The 19,143-nt window shown below is 59.3% G+C and carries 13 protein-coding genes; 8 read left to right on the top strand and 5 right to left on the bottom strand.

Going from position 1 to position 19,143, the window contains the following annotated elements:
- Positions 1–2: 2 nt before the first annotated feature.
- From uraD to hmgA, 8 genes are all read left to right on the top strand, one after another.
- Positions 3–518, top strand: coding sequence for a 2-oxo-4-hydroxy-4-carboxy-5-ureidoimidazoline decarboxylase (uraD, locus tag GSQ94_RS10550; RefSeq protein ID WP_158943791.1), 516 nt, complete (start codon positions 3–5; stop codon positions 516–518).
- Between the two features lie 2 nt (positions 519–520).
- Entirely contained in the window at positions 521–859 is a 339-nt protein-coding gene (gene uraH / locus GSQ94_RS10545; protein WP_158943789.1) for a hydroxyisourate hydrolase, read from the top strand.
- A 4-nt stretch (positions 860–863) separates the two neighbouring features.
- A complete protein-coding gene (pucL, locus tag GSQ94_RS10540) occupies positions 864–1,712 on the top strand; it encodes a factor-independent urate hydroxylase (protein ID WP_158943787.1) in 849 nt (282 codons plus the stop codon).
- A 20-nt stretch (positions 1,713–1,732) separates the two neighbouring features.
- Positions 1,733–2,983 carry an allantoate amidohydrolase gene (locus GSQ94_RS10535; protein ID WP_158943785.1) on the top strand — a complete coding sequence of 417 codons (1,251 nt, stop codon included), beginning with the start codon at positions 1,733–1,735 and terminating at the stop codon, positions 2,981–2,983.
- The gene (gene allE, locus GSQ94_RS10530; protein ID WP_158943783.1) at positions 2,976–3,710 is read left to right on the top strand and encodes a (S)-ureidoglycine aminohydrolase; all 735 of its coding nucleotides are present in this window, start codon (positions 2,976–2,978) and stop codon (positions 3,708–3,710) included. Before GSQ94_RS10535 ends, allE begins: the two co-directional genes overlap by 8 nt.
- Before the next feature lie 40 nt (positions 3,711–3,750).
- Entirely contained in the window at positions 3,751–5,010 is a 1,260-nt protein-coding gene (locus GSQ94_RS10525; protein WP_254063788.1) for a M20 family metallo-hydrolase, read from the top strand.
- A gap of 13 nt (positions 5,011–5,023) precedes the next feature.
- Entirely contained in the window at positions 5,024–6,460 is a 1,437-nt protein-coding gene (locus GSQ94_RS10520) for an NAD-dependent succinate-semialdehyde dehydrogenase (protein WP_158943781.1), read from the top strand.
- Between the two features lie 137 nt (positions 6,461–6,597).
- Complete coding sequence (hmgA, locus tag GSQ94_RS10515; RefSeq protein ID WP_158943779.1) at positions 6,598–7,890, top strand: homogentisate 1,2-dioxygenase; 1,293 nt, start codon at positions 6,598–6,600, stop codon at positions 7,888–7,890.
- 144 nt (positions 7,891–8,034) lie between these two features.
- Here hmgA and GSQ94_RS10510 read toward each other — a convergent pair whose 3' ends face one another.
- From GSQ94_RS10510 to GSQ94_RS10490, 5 genes are all read right to left on the bottom strand, one after another.
- The gene (locus GSQ94_RS10510) at positions 8,035–10,995 is read right to left on the bottom strand and encodes a carboxypeptidase-like regulatory domain-containing protein (protein WP_158943777.1); all 2,961 of its coding nucleotides are present in this window, start codon (positions 10,993–10,995) and stop codon (positions 8,035–8,037) included.
- A gap of 39 nt (positions 10,996–11,034) precedes the next feature.
- Positions 11,035–12,225, bottom strand: a complete 1,191-nt coding sequence (locus GSQ94_RS10505) for a DUF5666 domain-containing protein (RefSeq protein WP_254063787.1) — start codon at positions 12,223–12,225, stop codon at positions 11,035–11,037.
- 249 nt (positions 12,226–12,474) lie between these two features.
- A complete protein-coding gene (gene treZ / locus GSQ94_RS10500; RefSeq protein WP_158943775.1) occupies positions 12,475–14,217 on the bottom strand; it encodes a malto-oligosyltrehalose trehalohydrolase in 1,743 nt (580 codons plus the stop codon).
- Positions 14,210–16,906: a malto-oligosyltrehalose synthase gene (treY, locus tag GSQ94_RS10495; RefSeq protein ID WP_158943773.1), complete on the bottom strand. Its 2,697-nt coding sequence runs from the start codon at positions 16,904–16,906 to the stop codon at positions 14,210–14,212. Before treY ends, treZ begins: the two co-directional genes overlap by 8 nt.
- 200 nt (positions 16,907–17,106) lie before the next feature.
- Positions 17,107–18,960, bottom strand: coding sequence for a glycoside hydrolase family 15 protein (locus tag GSQ94_RS10490; protein WP_158943771.1), 1,854 nt, complete (start codon positions 18,958–18,960; stop codon positions 17,107–17,109).
- Positions 18,961–19,143: the final 183 nt, after the last annotated feature.

Here is a 19,143-nt window from a genome sequence, read left to right as displayed (position 1 = left end):
GCATGAACCATGTCCTCTCCCAATGGAACTCGCTCGACCCCACCACCGCCGCCCGCGAGATACTTCCCTGCTGTGGATCGCACGCGTGGGCCACGGCGTTAGCCTCCAGTCGGCCCTTCCCGGACGAAGCATCCCTCCTCAAAGCCTCCTCGTCCATCTGGCTCGACCTTCCCGAGCAAGCCTGGCGCGAAGCATTCGACAGCCATCCACGCATCGGAGAACGACACGCCCAAGCTCATGCCACCGACAAATCTCTTCTCTGGTCCGCGCAGGAGCAACTCACAGTACTGACCAAAGACGAAGCAGCGAAACTCGCACTCGAAGAAGCAAACCACAGCTACGAGCAGAAGTTCGGCAGAATCTTCATCGTCTGCGCATCAGGCAAAACATCTGCTGAAATTCTCACCATCCTGGAGTCAAGAATGAACAACGACCCTGCGCAAGAGCTTCGCGAAGCCGCCGAACAACAACGCCAGATCACAAAGCTGCGCCTTCACCGCTGGCTGGAGTCAGAGTAACGATGGGCATCTCGACACATATTCTCGACATCGCGTTCGGACGCCCAGCAACAGGCGTTCCCATCACTCTCGCACGGATGAGCGACGGAGCATGGTCTGTCATCAACGAAGCAACTACCGACACCGACGGCCGCTGCAAACACCTTCTACCCGCCGCCGAGCTGCTGCTTCCGGGGATCTATCGTGTCCACTTCGCGACCGAAGCCTACTACCAACAGCATCAACTGCACGGCCTCTATCCGTATGTTGAAATCATCTTCACCGTCACCGAAGCCGATCAACACTACCACATCCCTCTGCTCCTGACCGCTAACGGCTACACCACCTACCGAGGAAGCTGATCCGATGATTGAGCTGGTTGAAAATCGTTATGGAAAATCTCGCGTCCGTCTCATGAAGGTGACGCGCCACGCGCATGGCCACGATCTGCGCGAATGGACCGTTCAGGTTCTGCTCCAGGGTGACTTCGAGGCTACCCACAAGGACGGTGACAACAGCAGGATTCTCCCGACGGACACGATGAAGAACACCGTCTACTCTCTGGCCCGAACCTCGAAGGCAGCCTCGATGGAGGACTATGCCAAAGAGCTAATCGACTTCCTGCTAGGTCGCAATCCGCAGGCCTCCTCCACCTCGGTCCATATCGAAAGCACTCCGTGGAAACGGCTCACCATCGATGGCGAGCCGCACCCAAGCACCTTCGTCAAAGGCAGTGGCGAGCTTCAAACCACCACCGTCGAACGCGCACAGGGCAAAGCCTTCCGCATTCTCTCTGGCTTCGACAACCTGGTTCTACTCAAGACGGCAAACTCCGCCTTCGAGGGCTACATCAAGGACTCCCTCACCACCCTGACTGAGACCAAAGACCGCCTTTTCGGAACCGCAGTCACCGCCGAATGGTCTTATCTCTCAAGCACTCCGGACTTCGAAACAGTACGCGCAAAACTTTGCGAAACCATGCTGCGAACCTTCGCCAACCACGACAGCAAATCCGTGCAGCAAACCCTGTACGCCATGGCCGAGAGCGCACTCGAAGACGTGCCGGAGATCGACGAGATCAAGATCACGATGCCCAACAAGCACTGCCTTCTCGTCGACCTCTCGCGCTTCGGACAGGACAATCCAAACGAGATCTTCGTCCCCACCGACGAGCCCCACGGCTACATAGAAGCGCGCGTCCGCCGCAAGCCATAACTCATCGCTAAAAAGAAACCATGACAGGAACAAATACAGACCACGCCACGAGGATCATCGATCGCTGCCGCGAGATTGCCGGCCATACCGAAGTCTCCGGCGAGATCACCAGGCGCTTCCTCACCCCTCCCATGCAAGCAGTCCATGCGCTGCTGCGCAGGTGGATGGAGTCAGCCGGAATGACCGTGCGAGTGGACGCCATCGGCAATATCCGCGGTATCTCAACTGCGTCCGTCCCGGACGCCCCGTGCCTCCTTATTGGTTCTCACCTCGACACCGTCCCCAACGCCGGAGCCTTCGACGGCATCCTCGGCGTAGTTCTCGGCATCGCCGTCGTCGAAGAGCTGCAAGACTACCCTCTGCCGTTCTCTATCGAAGTCATCGGATTCTCAGAAGAAGAAGGCGTTCGTTTCAGTAAGCCATTCCTGGGCAGCCTCGCCGCCGTCGGAGGTCTTGACGAGTATGCCCTGCGACGCAAAGACAGAGAAGGCATTACTCTAGCGGAAGCGATCACTCATTACGGCCTCGACCTCGCAGATCTCTCCGACGCGGTGCTCTCCCCAAACGTCTTCGCCTACCTCGAGTGTCACATCGAACAAGGCCCTGTGCTCGAGAACGAGGGTGCATCCCTCGGCATCGTCGAAACGCTCGTCGGACAGACCCGCATGCACTTCCTGTTCGAAGGCCAGGCGAATCACGCTGGGACTACGCCCATGCATCTAAGGCACGACGCCATGACTGCAGCAGCCGAGTGGATCGTAGCCGTCGAAGAGTACGCCACCACGCACACCGGACTAGTCGCAACCGTAGGCAAGCTTGAAGCCTCACCCGGCGCAGGAAACGTCATCGCCGGACAAGTCAAGGCATCGCTCGATCTGCGCCACGCAAGCGATGCGATGCGAAACACTGCAGTAGCTGCAATGATCGACAACGCCCGGTCAGCCGTTACCAAACGCGGAGTCAGACTCACAACGCACACTGAGATGGAACAACCCGCCGTCCCGCTCGACGCCCATCTCACCACTCTGCTTCAAAACGCCGCCGCCAAGGCCGGATTTCCGAGCCGCAGAATGACCAGCGGAGCCGGCCACGACGCCATGATCCTCGCCCCCACCGTCCCCTCCGCGATGCTCTTCCTCCGCAGCCCCGGCGGTTTCAGCCATCATCCCAACGAAGCCGTCCTGCCGCAGGATGTAGAGGCCGCACTCGCCACCGCAATGGAGTTCCTCGCGCAGTTGAGGGATGATAGAACCAAGGATGGCCATGCATAACCTCGGACACACCCGCAGCACCAACCAGCGCGACCATCTCCTTCACACCCCGGACACCTTCGTCCGCACCGTGCTGCCCGGCATGGAGCGCGCCACCGCCATCGTCCACATCTCACCCGCAGCCGGCGCGGCGTTCACTCAATACACCGCAGAGCTCGAACCTGGCGGCACCCTCGGCCCCACCACCAACCAGCGCTTCCTCTACACCATCGAAGGCGCAGCCGATCTCGCAACCGACACAGCCTTCCAAACCCTCATACCAGGCGGCTACGCCTATATCCCCGAAGACACATCGCACACCCTCACCGCGCAGCAGGCCACGCGACTCGTCGTCATCGAAAAACCCTACGAAGCAATCGCCTCCGCCTCAGCACCAGAGACCCTCGTAGGCCACGAAGACAAGACCCTCTCCGTCCCGCTCAACGACGACCCCGGCCTTCAGGTCCGCAGCCTCCTGCCCAACTCTCCCTCCTTCGATTTCGCCGTCAACACCATGACCTACCAACCCGGAGCCGCTCTCAGCATGGTCGAAGTCCACATCATGGAACACGGCCTGATCATGCTCGAAGGCGGAGGCATCTACCGCCTCGGCGATAACTGGTATCCCGTCACCTCAGGCGACTTCATCTGGATGGGCCCCTTCTGCCCTCAATGGTTTGGCGCCATCGGCAAGCGCCCCGCGAAGTACCTCATCTACAAAGACTGGAACCGCCACCCATTGGTTTAAGATCCGCAGCGAACCCGCATGGAACCGGAGGCACACAAGTTTGGCAGAGCAAATCCAGATCAATCAGCCGCAGCTGATGAGCGAGCTTCAAACCCTCGCCACCTTCACCGGCGCAGAGCCCGTCACCGACGGCACCGCCGTCACTCGCATTGTCTTCTCCTTCGACGACCTCCGCGCCCGCGCCTGGCTGAAAGAACTAGCGGCCACAGAAGGCTTTCAAGTTCGAGTCGACGCCGTAGGCAACATCTTTATCCGCTGGGCTGGAACTGAGCCTCAGCTACCCGCCGTCGCCACCGGCTCACACACCGACGCCATCCCCCACGCCGGAATGTACGACGGCACGGTCGGCGTGCTCGGCGGCCTTGAAGCCATGCGAGCCCTCAAACGAAGCGGCCTCCGCCCTCGCCGATCCATCGAGCTCATCATGTTCACCTCCGAAGAGCCCACCCGCTTCGGCATAGGATGTCTCGGCAGCCGTTTGATTTCGGGAATCCTCGACCCCATCCGCGCCGACGCACTGCAGGACAAAGACGAAGCCACCCTCGCCACCGTGCGCACCGCGGCAGGCTTCGCCGGATCACTCTCGTCCGCGCAGCTTCCCCCCAACCACTACCACGCCTGGATCGAGCTCCACATCGAGCAAGGCCCTCTGCTCGAACGCGAAGGCATCCCCCTCGGCATAGTCACCAGCATCGCCGCACCCGCCGGCTATCGCTTCACCATCACGGGTCTCGGCGGCCATGCAGGCGCGCTCCTCATGCCCGACCGGAAAGACGCCCTCTGCGCCGCCGCCGAGCTCATCCTCGCCATAGAGAAACATGCCCTCGCCACAGGAGCCATCGACACCGTGGCCACCGTCGGCACATGCGATGTTCATCCAGGCGCGGTCAACAGTGTCCCCAGCCGCGTCGTCCTCCAGCTGGATATCCGCGACACTGATCCGGACCGCCGCGAATCGGTCATGCAAGCCGTGCGCCGCGACTGCGAAGAGCTACGCCACCGCCGTAAGGTTGAGATTACCGAGGAGCTGGTCAACGCTGACGCGCCGGCGCAGTCTTCCCCGCACATCGTCGAACTCCTCGAAGAGGTCTGCGCCGCCCAACACATCCCTTATAAGAAAATGGTCAGCCGCGCGTATCACGACTCGCTCTTCATGGCCCGCATCGCACCCATCGCCATGATCTTCATCCCCTGCCGCAACGGTGTCAGCCACAGGCCCGACGAGTATGCCACTCCCGCAGATACCACTCTCGGGGTACGTGTCCTTGCCTCGGTCCTTGCTAAACTAGCCTCAGAGTAACTCCGTTTTCGGCATGGCCATCGAATCCATCAATCCCGCTACTGGCAAACTGTTACGCAGCTTTGAGCCGCTCACCGACAATGCCGCGCGCCAGAAGATCGCACTCGCTGCCGAATCCTTCCGCACCTACTCCCTCATCCCCCTCGAACATCGCGCACTCTGGATGCGCAAGCTTGCCTCCATCCTCGAGCACGAGATCGACGACCTCTCCACGCTCATCACCGAGGAGATGGGCAAGCCGCTCGCCGCCGCCCGCCTCGAGATTCTCAAATGCGCCGACGTCTGCCGCTACTACGCCGAGCACGCCGCACGCATCCTCGCAGCGGAGTCCATTCCCACGGGCGATAACTACAGCTACGTCCGCTGGGAGCCACTCGGCGTTGTCCTTGCCGTCATGCCGTGGAATTTTCCTTTTTGGCAGGTCTTCCGCTTCCTCGCGCCCGCGCTCATGGCAGGCAATGTCGCCCTGTTGAAGCACGCAGGCAATGTCCCCCAGTGCGCCCTCGCCATCGAATCTCTCGTGCGCCGCGCAGGCTTTCCACGCGGTGCCTTCCAAAGCCTTCTCCTCGAGATCCACCAGGTCGAAACCGTCCTCGGCGACGAACGCGTTGTAGCCGTCACCGTCACCGGTAGCGAAACCGCCGGTCGCGCCATCGGCGCTCAGGCTGGATGGCTCATCAAAAAATCCGTTCTTGAACTTGGCGGCAGCGATCCCTTCATCGTTATGCCCTCCGCTGACCTCGATCTCGCCATCGACACCGCCATCCGCGCCCGGTGTGTCAACAGCGGCCAGTCCTGCATCGCCGCAAAACGCTTCCTCATCGCCGACGAAATCTACGATGTCTTCGAATCGCGCTTCGTCGCCGGCATGGAAGCCATGCGCGTCGGCGATCCCATGAAGCAGGACACCGACATCGGCCCGCTCGCAACTGTCCACGGCATCGAACTCCTTGAGCAGCAGATCCAGGCTGCCACACGAGTTGGCGCTCGCGTCCTCACCGGTGGCGAACGCATGCTCGGCGCAGGCAACTACTTCGAGCCCACCGTCCTCACCGGCGTTCCGCGCACCTCTACCGTCTATCGCGAAGAGCTCTTCGGCCCCGTCGCCATGCTCTTCCGTGTTCAGGACATTAACGAGGCCATCGAGATCGCCAACGACACACCCTTCGGCCTCAGCGCCTCCGCCTGGACCCGCGAACCTGCCGAGCAGCAGCGCTTCATCTCCGAGCTGCAGTGCGGCGGCGTCTTCCTCAACGCCATGGTCGCCAGCGATCCACGCCTGCCCTTCGGTGGCATCAAACACTCCGGCTACGGCCACGAGCTCTCCGCAGCAGGCATGCGTGAGTTCCTCAACGCAAAGACCGTCGTCATCTCCTCCGCAGTCTCCCCCAGTGACCCCGCCACAAAGCCGTACATGGTCTCCGCCGCAGAACCTTCCCACAGCAACTAACGCACTTCCCCGCAGCGCAACACAAGACCCGAGTTTTCGGTTAAGCTTCTGTGTCGTCGAGAAGCCTCCTCCGTTCGTCGGGAAGCGTCGACCCGAGACTGATACAAGCGAGACCAGATACACCCAAGAGGATCAACATGCCCAATCTCAAGTACTTCAGCGGCTTCGGTAATGAGTTCGCCACCGAGGCTCACTCCGGCGCTCTCCCCGTCGGTCAAAACGCCCCGCAAAAAGCCCCCCTGGGCCTCTACACCGAGCAGCTCAGCGGCAGTCCCTTCACCGCGCCCCGTCATCTGAACCGGCGCACCTGGACCTACCGTATCCGCCCTTCCGTTATGCACAAACCGTACGAGCGCATCGCCAACGGCATGGTCCGCTCAACCCCTTTCAACGAAGTCGAAACCACACCAAGCCAACTCCGCTGGGATCCACTACCACTACCAACGACGCCAGTTGATTTTGTAGACGGCCTTACCACCCTAGCCGGCAACGGCGACCTCACCATGCACTCCGGCGTCGCCATCCACATCTACGCCGCGACCAAGAGCATGACCGACCGCTTCTTCTACTCCGCAGACGGCGAGCTTCTCTTCGTCCCCCAGCTAGGCCGCATCATGCTTCACACCGAACTCGGCATCCTTGAAGTCACCCCCGGCGAGATCGCCCTCATCCCTCGCGGCATCAAGTTCCGCGTCGAGCTGCTCGACCCACAAGCACGCGGCTACCTCCTCGAAAACTACGGCCAGACCTTCCGCCTGCCCGAACTAGGTCCCATCGGAGCTAACGGCCTCGCCAACAGTCGCGACTTCCACACCCCGCACGCCGCCTACGACGACCGCGACAACGCAACCTTCCAGGTCGTCGCCAAATTCCAAGGCAACCTCTGGGCCTCCGACTTCGACCACTCGCCTCTCGACGTCGTCGCCTGGCACGGCAACTACGCCCCCTGCAAGTACGACCTCGCCCGCTTCAACTGCATCAACTCCGTCAGCTTCGATCACCCCGACCCATCCATCTACACCGTCCTCACCTCGCCCAGCGAGCTCCCGGGCACAGCCAATGTCGACTTCGCCATCTTCCCTCCGCGCTGGATCGTCGCCGAGCACACCTTCCGACCGCCCTGGTTCCACCGCAACTTCATGAACGAGTTCATGGGCCTCGTCACCGGAGAGTACGACGCCAAGGCCGAGGGCTTCGTTCCCGGCGGCGCCAGCCTGCACAACTGCATGAGCGGCCACGGTCCCGACGCCGAGACGTTTGACCGCGCCAGCAAAGCCGACCTGAAGCCGGTCAAACTCGAAGGCACGCTCGCCTTCATGTTCGAAACCCGCTTCGTCTGCCGTCCCACCAAGTTCGCCATGGATACCGCTGCCCGCCAGCACGAGTACTACACCTGCTGGCAGACCCTGAAGAAAAACTTCAAACCATAGCACCCGTTGGTCGAAAGCCGCCTCCGGACTCCGACCAACGGGAAGACGCGAAGTTCTTGTCCGCCAAAAACAAGGTATACAAGCCACGAAGTGACCGCCCCACGCGCAGTGGGGCGTCCGGCAGGACACCCTCTCTTCGGGCCCTTAGAAGTTGAACGTAGCCTGCAGCGTAATCCGGCGAACAGCAGTTGCAGAGCTGAATGGGCCAGCCGCCAGCGTAGTGAACTGTCCAAATCGCGGCGAGCTCAAACTACTCGTCGGCGTCCCATAAGGAATCACGTTGAACAGGTTGAAGGCCTGCGCTCCCAGCGTGAAGGTATAACGATGGCCGGAGCTGGAGCCTTGAGGTCCAAACCCTCCACGAACTCCACCCGGACCGCCAGCACGAGCACCACCACCCGGACCACCACCACCAGGTCCGCCGCGTCCCCCGCCCCTGCCGTCTTGAGCCGAGTCGCCCTTCCCGCCCGTCTTCTCTCCAAACCCAAAGACCCGGGAAGCTCGAAGATTGAACGTAAAGTTGGCCGGGCCGTTGCAGTAGTTGATGGGCACCGCCGTCAGGCTTCCGGTCTGCGTTGCGCTGAAGTCAGACGAAACCGTGCAGCGCCCACTGTCACCGTTCGCGAAAAACGGCCGCGCGTTATAAATCGTCGACCCCGTAGGATCGAGTCCGCTCGTCAGGTTATATGGCGTGCCCGACTGCGCGATAATGAAGGGGCTGGCACTGAAGGCATACGGCAGCTGCCAACTCCCGCCGACCACCGCAAAGCTCGCATGCGTAAACGAAGCGCGCCCGTAATCCACCTTTGTATTGGTATTGCTCGTCGGAAAGAATCCCGAGCCCGAGGTATTCGCATCCGCAAGGTTCAACGAGTAGAAACCGAACAGCGTCACCTTCTTCAAGCGTGCATTCCCGTTGATCAACAGTTGATTCTCTTTGTAAACGCCACCGGACTGAAACTGAAAGTCATAAGGCGTCCCCGGAGTGTCCGCATCGAAGAAGTTCCGGCTCAGATACTGATGATTCCCGCGAGCATTGAGATAGTTCACCGACATCGTCGCCGCTCGCCCCAGCTGCTGATCGACCCCAATCGCCGCCTGCATCGTGTACGAGCTGCGAATCCCATCTCCTAACGAATAAGTCTGCGGCCGGCTCGAAGACGCACCTCCGCACGCCAAAGGATTCGCTGGCGTACACCCGCTCCCGGGGTTGATAACCGTAGAGGCCACCTGGTTAGCGCCGTTCTCCTGTAGCGTCGTCAGATAGTTCGCCAGCGTAAAACGGTCGTAGAAGATCCCATAGCCCCCGCGAACCACCGTCACCGGGGACTTGCCGCCGCCTCGCGGAATTCCATAAGCAAACGAGGCCCGCGGCGCAAAGTCATGCCCGCTATTGATCACGTTCTGCGCCTCCAGACGAATCCCATAGGTGATCGTAAGGTTCCCCTTCGGCTTCCAGTCATCCTCCGCATAGAGACCCACATCGGTTAGCCGGCCGCCAACCTCCAACTTGTTGATCGCCGTCACCGCATACTGCCCCGGCAGTCCGCACTGATACGACGAGATCCCCGCATTCAAAACATCGCAAGGCTTCGTCGCCGCAGCGTTGCAGTTAGTCGGTCTCTTGATGCCGGGATTTGTGTCAAAGCAAGGGTCTAGCAAATAAGAATAAGTAAACGTTCCATTCGATCCCTCGTTCGACGAGAGCGACTCATTCGTAGTCCGCAGCCGTCCACCAAATCGAATGAAGTTCTTCGCCAGCGCAATCGAGCTGTAGTTCTGCACCTCAAGGTGAGTGCTCGTGCTCGCCTGCGTTCCCAGACTCGATCCTCCAGAGGTAAAGATTCCCTGGACCGACAGCGTAGGCGTCGTGCTCAGCGGGTTCTGTGTGGAGTAGTCTCGCTGGTACTCGAACCGCGTCTCATTGATCACCTTCGGGCTTAGAATCTGCGTGTCGCTGATCTGTACCGTATTCTCGGTCGTCTCGGTGTTGTATCCGGCGTCAGGGAGGTTCGTATTTCCGATACCGTTATTTTGCTGGCCGTTCACGTTGTACTGGTATCGCACCGTCAGCGTGTTCTTCTCGCCCAGAGCGAGGTCGATGCGCGGGCTCACATCGCTTCGCGTCTGCGGATGCGAGAACGCACGAGCCGCCTCCGGATACGACGAAAAGTACGAGCAACTCAGATCCCCCGGGGCGCACGGCGTCAACGACGTAGCCGAGCTGGCATAAAATCCGCTGGGGTTGACGATGTTGTTGTCCTGAATCGTCCGATGCGACCCGCCCACCGTGAACGATGCAATCCGGTTGATCGGACCGCTCACGCTTCCCAGCACAAAGATCGTGTGATACGGAGGCTGCGTATTTGAAGCTCCCAAAAACGGATTCGAAGTATTGAACGCGTTATCCCCACCCTGCACGCTCAGATTCCCGTGATACTTATCCGTGCCCGGCTTCGTAAACACCTCGACTCGTCCATAGCCCAGCTTGTCATACTGCGCCGAAAATGGATTCTGATTGATGCGAATCTCGCGAATCGAAGACTTCGGCGGCAGCTGCCCTCCGGTAAAACCATCCACGTAAATCTGCCCCCCATTTGGTCCCGCCGCGGGTCCAGCCAAAGCTGTCAGTTCAGAAGACAGCTCGTCCGGATCATCCGAAAGCGCATCGAGATCCTTCCCTTTGATCACCGTGCTACTTGCATTGCTATCGGAGTCCACGCTCACCTGCGCACCTTGCGCACTGACGTTCACCTCTTGCTGCTGCTCTTGAATCGCCATTTTTGCATCGAGCGCCGCATCCTGTCCCGTCGCAATCCTGACGCCAAGCTTCACATACGACGCAAACCCCTTCATCGTCACCGTCAGCGAATAAGTCCCCGCAGAAACTCCATGCAGCACATACGTCCCATCGCTCTGCGACTGCGTAATCAACGCCTTGCCTGCAGTCGGACTCAACGTCACCGTCGCACCGGGAATCACAGCACTCTCGGGATCAGCTACAACTCCATGCACCGTCGCACCCGTCTGTTGGGCGCGCGTAACCTTCGGCATCAGTGCGATAAAAAAAAGAAAAGAGATCTTCAAGGCTGCGCGAAATGACATTACTGCTCCTAAATATTTTCGTTCTCGCAAGTCAAAAAATTACTGTGCTCCGCTGTCAGCGCCCCCGCCTAGGCTCCAGGGAGAAAGAGTCAACACCGGGCCGCCGCTCGGTGTCGCCGCCAGAATTGGCTCCACTCCCGACAGCAAAGTCACGCACGTCACCGTACTGCTCGTCGGGTCTGGCTGCGACGCGACGATCATCACGGCATCTCCCACCTTCAAATCGGCAACCGTCTGGTTCGGCAACCGGCTCACCATCTGAGAAAGATCCATCACTGCAGAGTGCTCCGAGCCACCCGCATGCTCCCCGCCCGCGCCTCCACTGCCTTGGCCTCCAACCTGCGCAGCAGCCTGTGACTCACCGCCTGTCGCACCCTTCGCCCGAGCCGCAAACCGCGCTGCAGCCTGTGGCGGCAGCGCCCGCAGGTTCGAGTTCGCCGTCAGCGTCACCGTCACAGTCTTCTTTGTCGCCAGGTCCTTCAACGTCACCGTACCCTTGGCCGCGTCAATCGTCGCAATCAGCCCCGCCAGGTTCTTGAACGAGCCGCTAACCACCTCCTCCGCCTGGATCGAGGAGCCATCCTCGGACTTCGCCCCGCGCACGCGAAGCTGATCGCCCATCTGTATCTGGGGCAGCGTCCCTGGCTTCGCATCTTCAAACTTCACCGAGTCACCCGCATAGCGACGAAACATCGTCGCACTCGACGTCTTCACCGTGAGCTTCTTCGCACCTACCGAAACCGTCATCGTTCCACTCGCGGCATCCACTGCGTTCACAATCCCGCCGGTCCCACGCTTCTGCCAGTCCGCCTGCTCCGCCTCGTGCTTCTGCGCAATGTCAGAAGACTTCATCAGGATCACGCGCGAAGCCGTCAAGCCACCAGCAGTATCTCCGGCCTTACCGCTCACCAGCACCCGGTCGCCCACCGCAATGTTCGCAAGAGTAATCGTCTGTGCGGTCTTCAAATCAGTGCTGCCCGGTGCCAGTTGCAGAACGCGCGCCCCATCGGCAACGCTCACAGCAACCTCCTGCCCCGCATCGGTCTTCAGCGTCAGGATGCTCCCGGCAATCGTCTTTACCGTACCGATCTGACGCACAGCCGCAGGTGAAGAAACAGCAGCCGGACTCTGCGCCATTGCCATCAGATCGCCGGCTGAAAACGCAGCAACCGGAAGCAGCAAACCAGCGCACCATATCGCTGCCTGGAAGATTCCAGATTTTTTCAACATGATCTTCTTCCTCAAGTGCAGTCCGGTCACATTCTCGCCGGTCGCTTGAAGATTTACTCCCTCCAAGTCGCCATCCACTAAAGAAGACGAGTAAGCAACGCAAAAGTTTCCCTGGGCAGCGAAAGCATTGGCTTGAAGAAATCGAAGTCAAACCGACAACTCCGACCCACCTTTCCATGCTAACTGCTTTGCGTTCCTGCGCCCACTGCATGTCCGAAAGAGCAGGACCACATCAAAATCCCAAAGCCTCTACTCGCCGGACAGAATCGCAACACTATCTGCGGGCAGAATCACCTTCCCACCCTTGATCTCAACTCCGGATTGAGAACCCAACAGCAATGACAGCCTTTCAGAGGCAGGCAATTCGAGCTGCTTCTGCCCCAGGTTGCACATCATCGCCACTCGTCCGCGTTCCATCACCAACCATCGCCCTTCCTCATCGAAGCTCGCCTTCACATGCCCGGGAGTTCCATCGTTCAAAGCCGCCGACCCTCGCCGCAGTGCAATCAATCGGCGATACCACTCCAGCATCTCCTCATGTCGTCCTTCATGCACCTCCGTCCAGTTCAGCTTCGAACGCAGAAACGTTTCCACCTTCTCCGGATCGGGAATGTCTTCAGGGTTCCATCCAAATGCCGCAAACTCGCCCTGCCGACCTGCCTTCACCGACTTCGCCATCTCCGGATCTTCATGATCCGCGAAGTACTGAAAGGGCGTCGACGCCGCATACTCCTCCCCCTGAAAGATCATCGGAATAAAAGGAGCTGTCAGCACCAGCGCTGCAGCCACCTTCGCCCGATTCATCCCCACCGTCTGGTCCAGTCTGTCTCCTACAGCACGGTTCCCCACCTGATCGTGATTCTGGATATATCCCAAGAAACGATGCGGCGACAAAGAATCCGCAGGCCGCCCGTGCGTGCGCCGTCGATAGGTCGAATACGTTCCATCCTGCACAAAGTTCTTCGTCAAAGACTTCGCCAGCTTCTCGAAGCTTCCAAAGTCGCCGTAGTATCCCTTCTCGTTACCCTCCGCCGTCAGCACCGTAAACAGCGCATGATGAAAATCATCGCTCCACTGCGCGTCCATTCCGTACCCGCCCGCTTCCGCGGGAGTCACCACCCTCGGATCGTTCAAATCGCTCTCGGCAATCAACACCAATCGCCGTCCCAACTCCGCAGACAGGTCAGCAATCTCTGCCGAGAGCTGCTCCATAAAATGAACCGCCGATCGGTCGACATACTCATGCACCGCATCCAGCCGTAGTCCATCGATGTGGTACTCCCTCATCCACATCAACGCATTGTCGACGAAGAAACGCCGCACCTCGTCACTACCGGCGTCTTCAAAGTTCACCGCCCCGCCCCACGGAGTGTGGTGCTTCTCCGTGATGTAAGGTCCGTACTTGCCTGAGTAGTTCCCCACCGGCCCAAAGTGGTTGTAAACCACATCCAGCAGCACTGCCAGACCGCGCGCATGGCACGCATCCACCAGCCGCTTCAACCCATCCGGTCCGCCATACTGCTGCGTCACCGCAAACAGCGCAGCCCCGTCATAGCCCCAGCCATGTCCTCCAGGAAACGCCGCCACCGGCATCAACTCGACATGCGTAATGCCAAGCTCCCACAAATACGCCAGCCTCTCAATCGCTGCATCGAACGTTCCCTGCACGGTAAACGTCCCTACATGCAGCTCATAGATCACAGCCTTCTCCAGAGGAGGCGCATCCCATCTGTTATCGCTCCACGCAAAAGCGCTCTGGTCATACACTCGCGACAAGCCATGCACTCCCTCGGGCTGCCACTCCGACCTCGGATCGGGCCACGCCTTCGGGTCATTCCCCAGCACGAACCCATAATCGGTCCCCGGTCTCGCCTGCTGCACCGGCGCGCTCCACCATCCATACTCGTCTGGCCCATTCATCGCAAACGTAGTGTCGCCAACTTTGACGCCCACCTTCTCCACCTTCGGCGCCCACACCCTGAACTCATGCATCTGCCATCTCCCCCACATCCTCACGCGCCAGCAACGCCACCGGAAACTCCTTCAACAATCCCTTCACTCCAACCTCGCCGCCTTCAACCATCTCCCCCGTCATACGATTCCGCCACCGTCCCTCAGGCAGCGTTACCGACGTATCCTTCCACACCCCAGCCAGCTTCACCGTCAGCCTTGGCACCACCGTTACCACATTCTCGCCACGCAGATACGCAATCACGTGATCATGTTTCGCTCCATCCACCATCAGCGGAACATAGTCCGCCTCTGCGCCAAACGACCGCGGCCGTTCGCGCCTCAGCTGCAGCGCCTTGTGAATCGTCCACATCTTCGGGAGACCCTCATCCACCCTGGCCATCACCTGCGCTGCCGCTTCCTGCCCGGTCATCTCCAGCAGCTCCTTCAACAGTCGCTGCCGCAGCGCATAGTCCACCGGGCGCCTGTTATCGGGATCGACAAGGCTCAAATCCCACAACTCCGTCCCCTGGTACAGATCCGGCACACCCGGCGCGGTGTACTTCAACAGCGTCTGTGCCAGCGAGTTCACTCGCCCAGGCTCAAGAATTCTCTCCACAAACTGCTGCAGCTCCCGCTGAAACGGCGCGTAGTTATACGTAAACTCCAGAAACAGATTCAGAGCGTCTTCAAACTCCTTATTGTTCGCCACCCAGCTTGTCTGTTGCTTCGCCTCACGCACCGCCTTCATCATGTAAGCCTGCGCACGGTCCATCGGCAGCGGCCACGCACCAATCAGCGTCTGGTAAAGAAAGTACTCCGTGTTCCGGTCCGGCAGAGGTTCCACACCCGGCTTCCGCGCGCGAAATGCATTGTTCATTCGCGACCAGCGCTGAATCGCCGCACCAAACTTCCCCGGTATCTCCGACAGTACCGCCAGCCGTGCCCTCACATCATCGCTGCGCTTGGTGTCATGCGTCGACAGCGTCGTCATCGTGCAAGGATGCGTCTCCTGCATCTTCGCGCAGTAGATATGAAACTCCTCGACACTCAATCCCCCGCGCCCTGGATCGCTCCCAACCTCATTCATGCCCGTCAACCGGTTGTAGCAATAGAACGCCGTATCCTCCACGCCCTTCGCCATCACCGGTCCCGTGAACTGCTGGAAGCGCAGCAGAAACTCGCTCTCCAGCCTCCCCTTGACCTTCATCGTCAACACGTCGCAAAGAAAATCGAACAACCCCCCATCGATATCCTGGCGCGTCTCCTTCGCGCAATCCGTGGCCTGCATAATGTACACGCGGTCTTCATCGGTAATCTCATCGCGCTCCGGTACCACGTAGGTCCGATAGATACCGAAGCAAGCCGCCACCTCGCGAATCGCTCGCCTCACCTCAGCCCGCGTGTAGTCGCGCTCATCTCGATTCGCCTCGCAGATCTCCACAAAGATCGACGTCAGCCGATTTACATCGCTGCCCAAAGCCTCCTGCGAAACATTGATCTTCTTCTCATGCGCAATCGCGTGAAAGTCCGTAGGCTGTCCAGTAAAATCCGCATAGATCGTGCTCAGCTCCATCATCCCCTCAGGCGCAACCAGCACACCCGCTGCGACATTCAAAAAGTCATACCCGCTGGTCCCTTCAATTGGCCAGTCCTCGCGCAGAAACTCCCCTGGCTCCAAAATCTTCTCGCCAATCACCCACGCATCCGGTGCTCGCTCGCGCAGCCGTTTGAAGTACTCTCTCGGATCACGCAACCCGTCCGGATGATCCACCCTCACCCCGTCCAGTACTCCCCGTCGCAACCAGTCCAGCACCAGCGCATGCGTCTCTTCAAACACGTACTCCCGCTCCACCCGCAACCCTATCAGCGTATTCACATCGAAGAAGCGCCGGTAGCTCAGCTGCTGATCCGCCGTCTTCCAGTAAGCCAGCCGATAGTTCTGCTGGTTCAGAAAATCATCCACGGCATCCAGATCTTCATTCATCTCCACCAACGCCTTGTCCATCGCCTCGAAGATTCCAGGCTCCTCCGCGCACAGCCTTTCCAGCAGCGTAAACAACACCACCTTATCCCGATGCCGCGCCAGAATCGTTCGCCGGTCCACATACTCCGGCGCCGGCAACCGTCCAAACGAAGCCGCAAGAAAACTCAGCGTATCCGACTTCGCATACTCCGCCGCGCGCGTTAAAATCACCGGCAATGACGGTGGCGACACCGGCAGCGACTGCCCCGAGCACTCCACCTGGAACTTCACCCCGCGTCGCACCACCTTGATGCCACCCGACCGCAGCACGCGTCCGTACTGGTCGCCAAGAATCGGCACCAGCACTTTATCCCTCAGCCGCTCCTCCTGCGGCTGCCAGTCGATATCGAAAAACGACGCATACCGGCTAGACGTCCCATTCTCCAGCACATCCCACCAGAATCTATTCTCTTTGCCGAGCGACATATGGTTCGGCACAATATCCAGCACCTGCCCCAGCCCCGCCTCGCCCAGCGACTTGCAGAATCGGTCATGCGCCTCCGCGCCGCCCAGCTCTTCATTCACCTTCTGATGGTCGACAACATCGTACCCGTGCATGCTTCCCGGAGCAGCCTGCAGATATGGAGAGCTATACACGTGCGAGACACCAAGAGCACGCAGATAGGCAGCGATCTTCGCCGCATCATCGAACGTAAAATCCTTATGGAGTTGCAGTCTGTAAGTAGAGCCTGGAATCCGTAACATTCATCAACCAATCAAAGTACCGTTCAGGAGGCAAGGCAGAGAGTCGCACACAAAATTCCATCAAAATAATCCAGGTAACTCGTTAGAGACACAGAGGCTCTCGTTGGTTGCATCCCAATCGCCAGCCGCTGAATTCAGGAAACTTCCGAGCGCTCCCCACCTCTCGAACGCACTCTCAGATCTGCACAAACGAACCTACTTCACACGCTTGATCTTCCTTGCGACGAAGTTTTCTTCGCAGTCTTCTTCTCCGGAACCCAGAGCCCGGACATGGCAAAAGCCGAGTGGAGCAGCGCAATATGCGACAGTGCCTGAGGAAAATTTCCCACCATGCGCCTTCCCACCGGATCGTACTCCTCCGACAAGAGCCCCACATCATTGCGCAACTTCAGTAGCCGTTCAAACATCAACTTTGCATCCGACTGCCTCCCGATCAGCCACAGGTTCGTCACCAGCCAGAAGCTGCATGCCAGAAATGCACCCTCGCTTCCTGCAAGTCCATCCTTCGTCTTCTTCGTGTCATACCGCTCCACAAAACCATCCTTCATCAATCCCTTCTCGATCGCCTCAATCGTGCCGATCACTCGCGGATCCTCCATCGGCAAAAATCCCACCAGCCCAATCCGCAGGCACGACGCATCCAGTTGCTTCGAGCCGTAAGACTGCACAAAGCAATTCAACTTCTTATCGAACCCCTTCCGGCAAACCTCCCGGTGCAGCATCTCGCGATTCTTCTTCCATCGCTTCACGTTCCCTTTCCCGCCGTGCTGCTCATGGTGTCTGATTGCCCTGTCCAGCGCCACCCATGCCATCACCTTAGAGTGCGTAAAGTGCTTTGCGCCACCGCGTGTCTCCCATATCCCCTCATCCGGTTCAGGCCACACCTCGCACAGGTGATTGATGAAGGCTGCCTGCACCGAGTTCGACGAAACGCGAATCTCGTCATCCTCCTCCGGGATCCTCGACAGCGCCGCCGCCACCTCGCCGAACACATCCAGTTGAAACTGGTCCACCGCCGCATTGCCTATCCGCACCGGCTTGGATCCTTCGTATCCCGGCAGCCAGTCTGCCTCCCACTCCACCATCTGCCGCTCGCCGCACACTCCATAGATCGTTTGCACCTGGTCCGGCGCTCCGGCAATGGCGCGAAGCAGCCACTTGCGCCACTCCACAGCTTCGTCCACAAATCCCGCCTGCATCAAAATCAGCAGCGTAAATGCCGTATCGCGCAGCCAGCAGTAGCGATAGTCCCAGTTGCGCGGGCCGCCTATCCTCTCCGGCAGCGACGTCGTCACCGCCGCCACAATCCCTCCGGAAGGCTTATACGTCATCGCCTTCAAAGTAATCAGCGACCGCTCGACGGCATCGGCGTACGGTCCCTTATACTGGCTCTTTCGTGCCCACCTCGTCCAGTATCTCTGTGTCTCCGCCAGCGCCTTCTCAACATCAAGCCGAGGTGGAACCTTCTCGAGCGACGACGAGTTGGTCAGCGTAAAACTAATCGTCTCGCCCTCGCGTACCGTGAACTCGCCTCGCGTAGTCAGTCCTTCGCCGCGCAACGGCACCTCCGTTCGCAAAGAGATCATGTCGGCGCCGGCAATCGCTCGCAACCCATCTTCGGTTCCGGTTACCCACGGAACCGTCCTCCCATAGTCGAATCGAATCGCCAGATCCATCTGCATCTTCACTCTGCCGCGAACTCCACGCACCATCCGCACCACGCGCGAGTGCTTCTCTCGCTGAGGCATAAAATCAATCATGCAGACCTCACCCTCCCTGGTCTCGAACGTCGTCTGGACGATCAGCGTATGAGCTTCATACTCGCGCTTCACCGCCTTCATCTTCCCCTTGGGCGCAATCTGCCAGAACCCATGGTCGCGTGTCCCTAGCAGCGCGGCGAAACAAGCCGCTGACGGAAAAGTAGGCCAGCACAGCCAGTCGATCGACCCACCTTTCGACACCAGAGCCGCCGTCTCGCAGTCCCCGATCATGCAATAGTCTTCAATCCGCGAACCATGCAGCGGTCCCGTACTCTTCTTCTTCAGCTCTGCCATAATCTCCCGCTTCCACAAACGTATTCACCTTGTCAGCAACCACATACGGTGCACCGCGCATCTCTCTAAAGAGCAGTTCCAATCCGTAAGATGCGCAAAAGGAAAGATTAAGGTGCAGCAAAGAAACATGCCGATCAATATAAGAAGGGAAATTTTTGAGACAACGTTCGAATACGAATCCTC

It is taken from the genome of Granulicella sp. S190 (assembly GCF_009766095.1).
Taxonomy (GTDB): Bacteria; Acidobacteriota; Terriglobia; order Terriglobales; family Acidobacteriaceae; genus Edaphobacter.
Note: the sequence above shows the minus strand (reverse complement) of the source record. Positions and strands in the feature narration are given on the sequence as shown.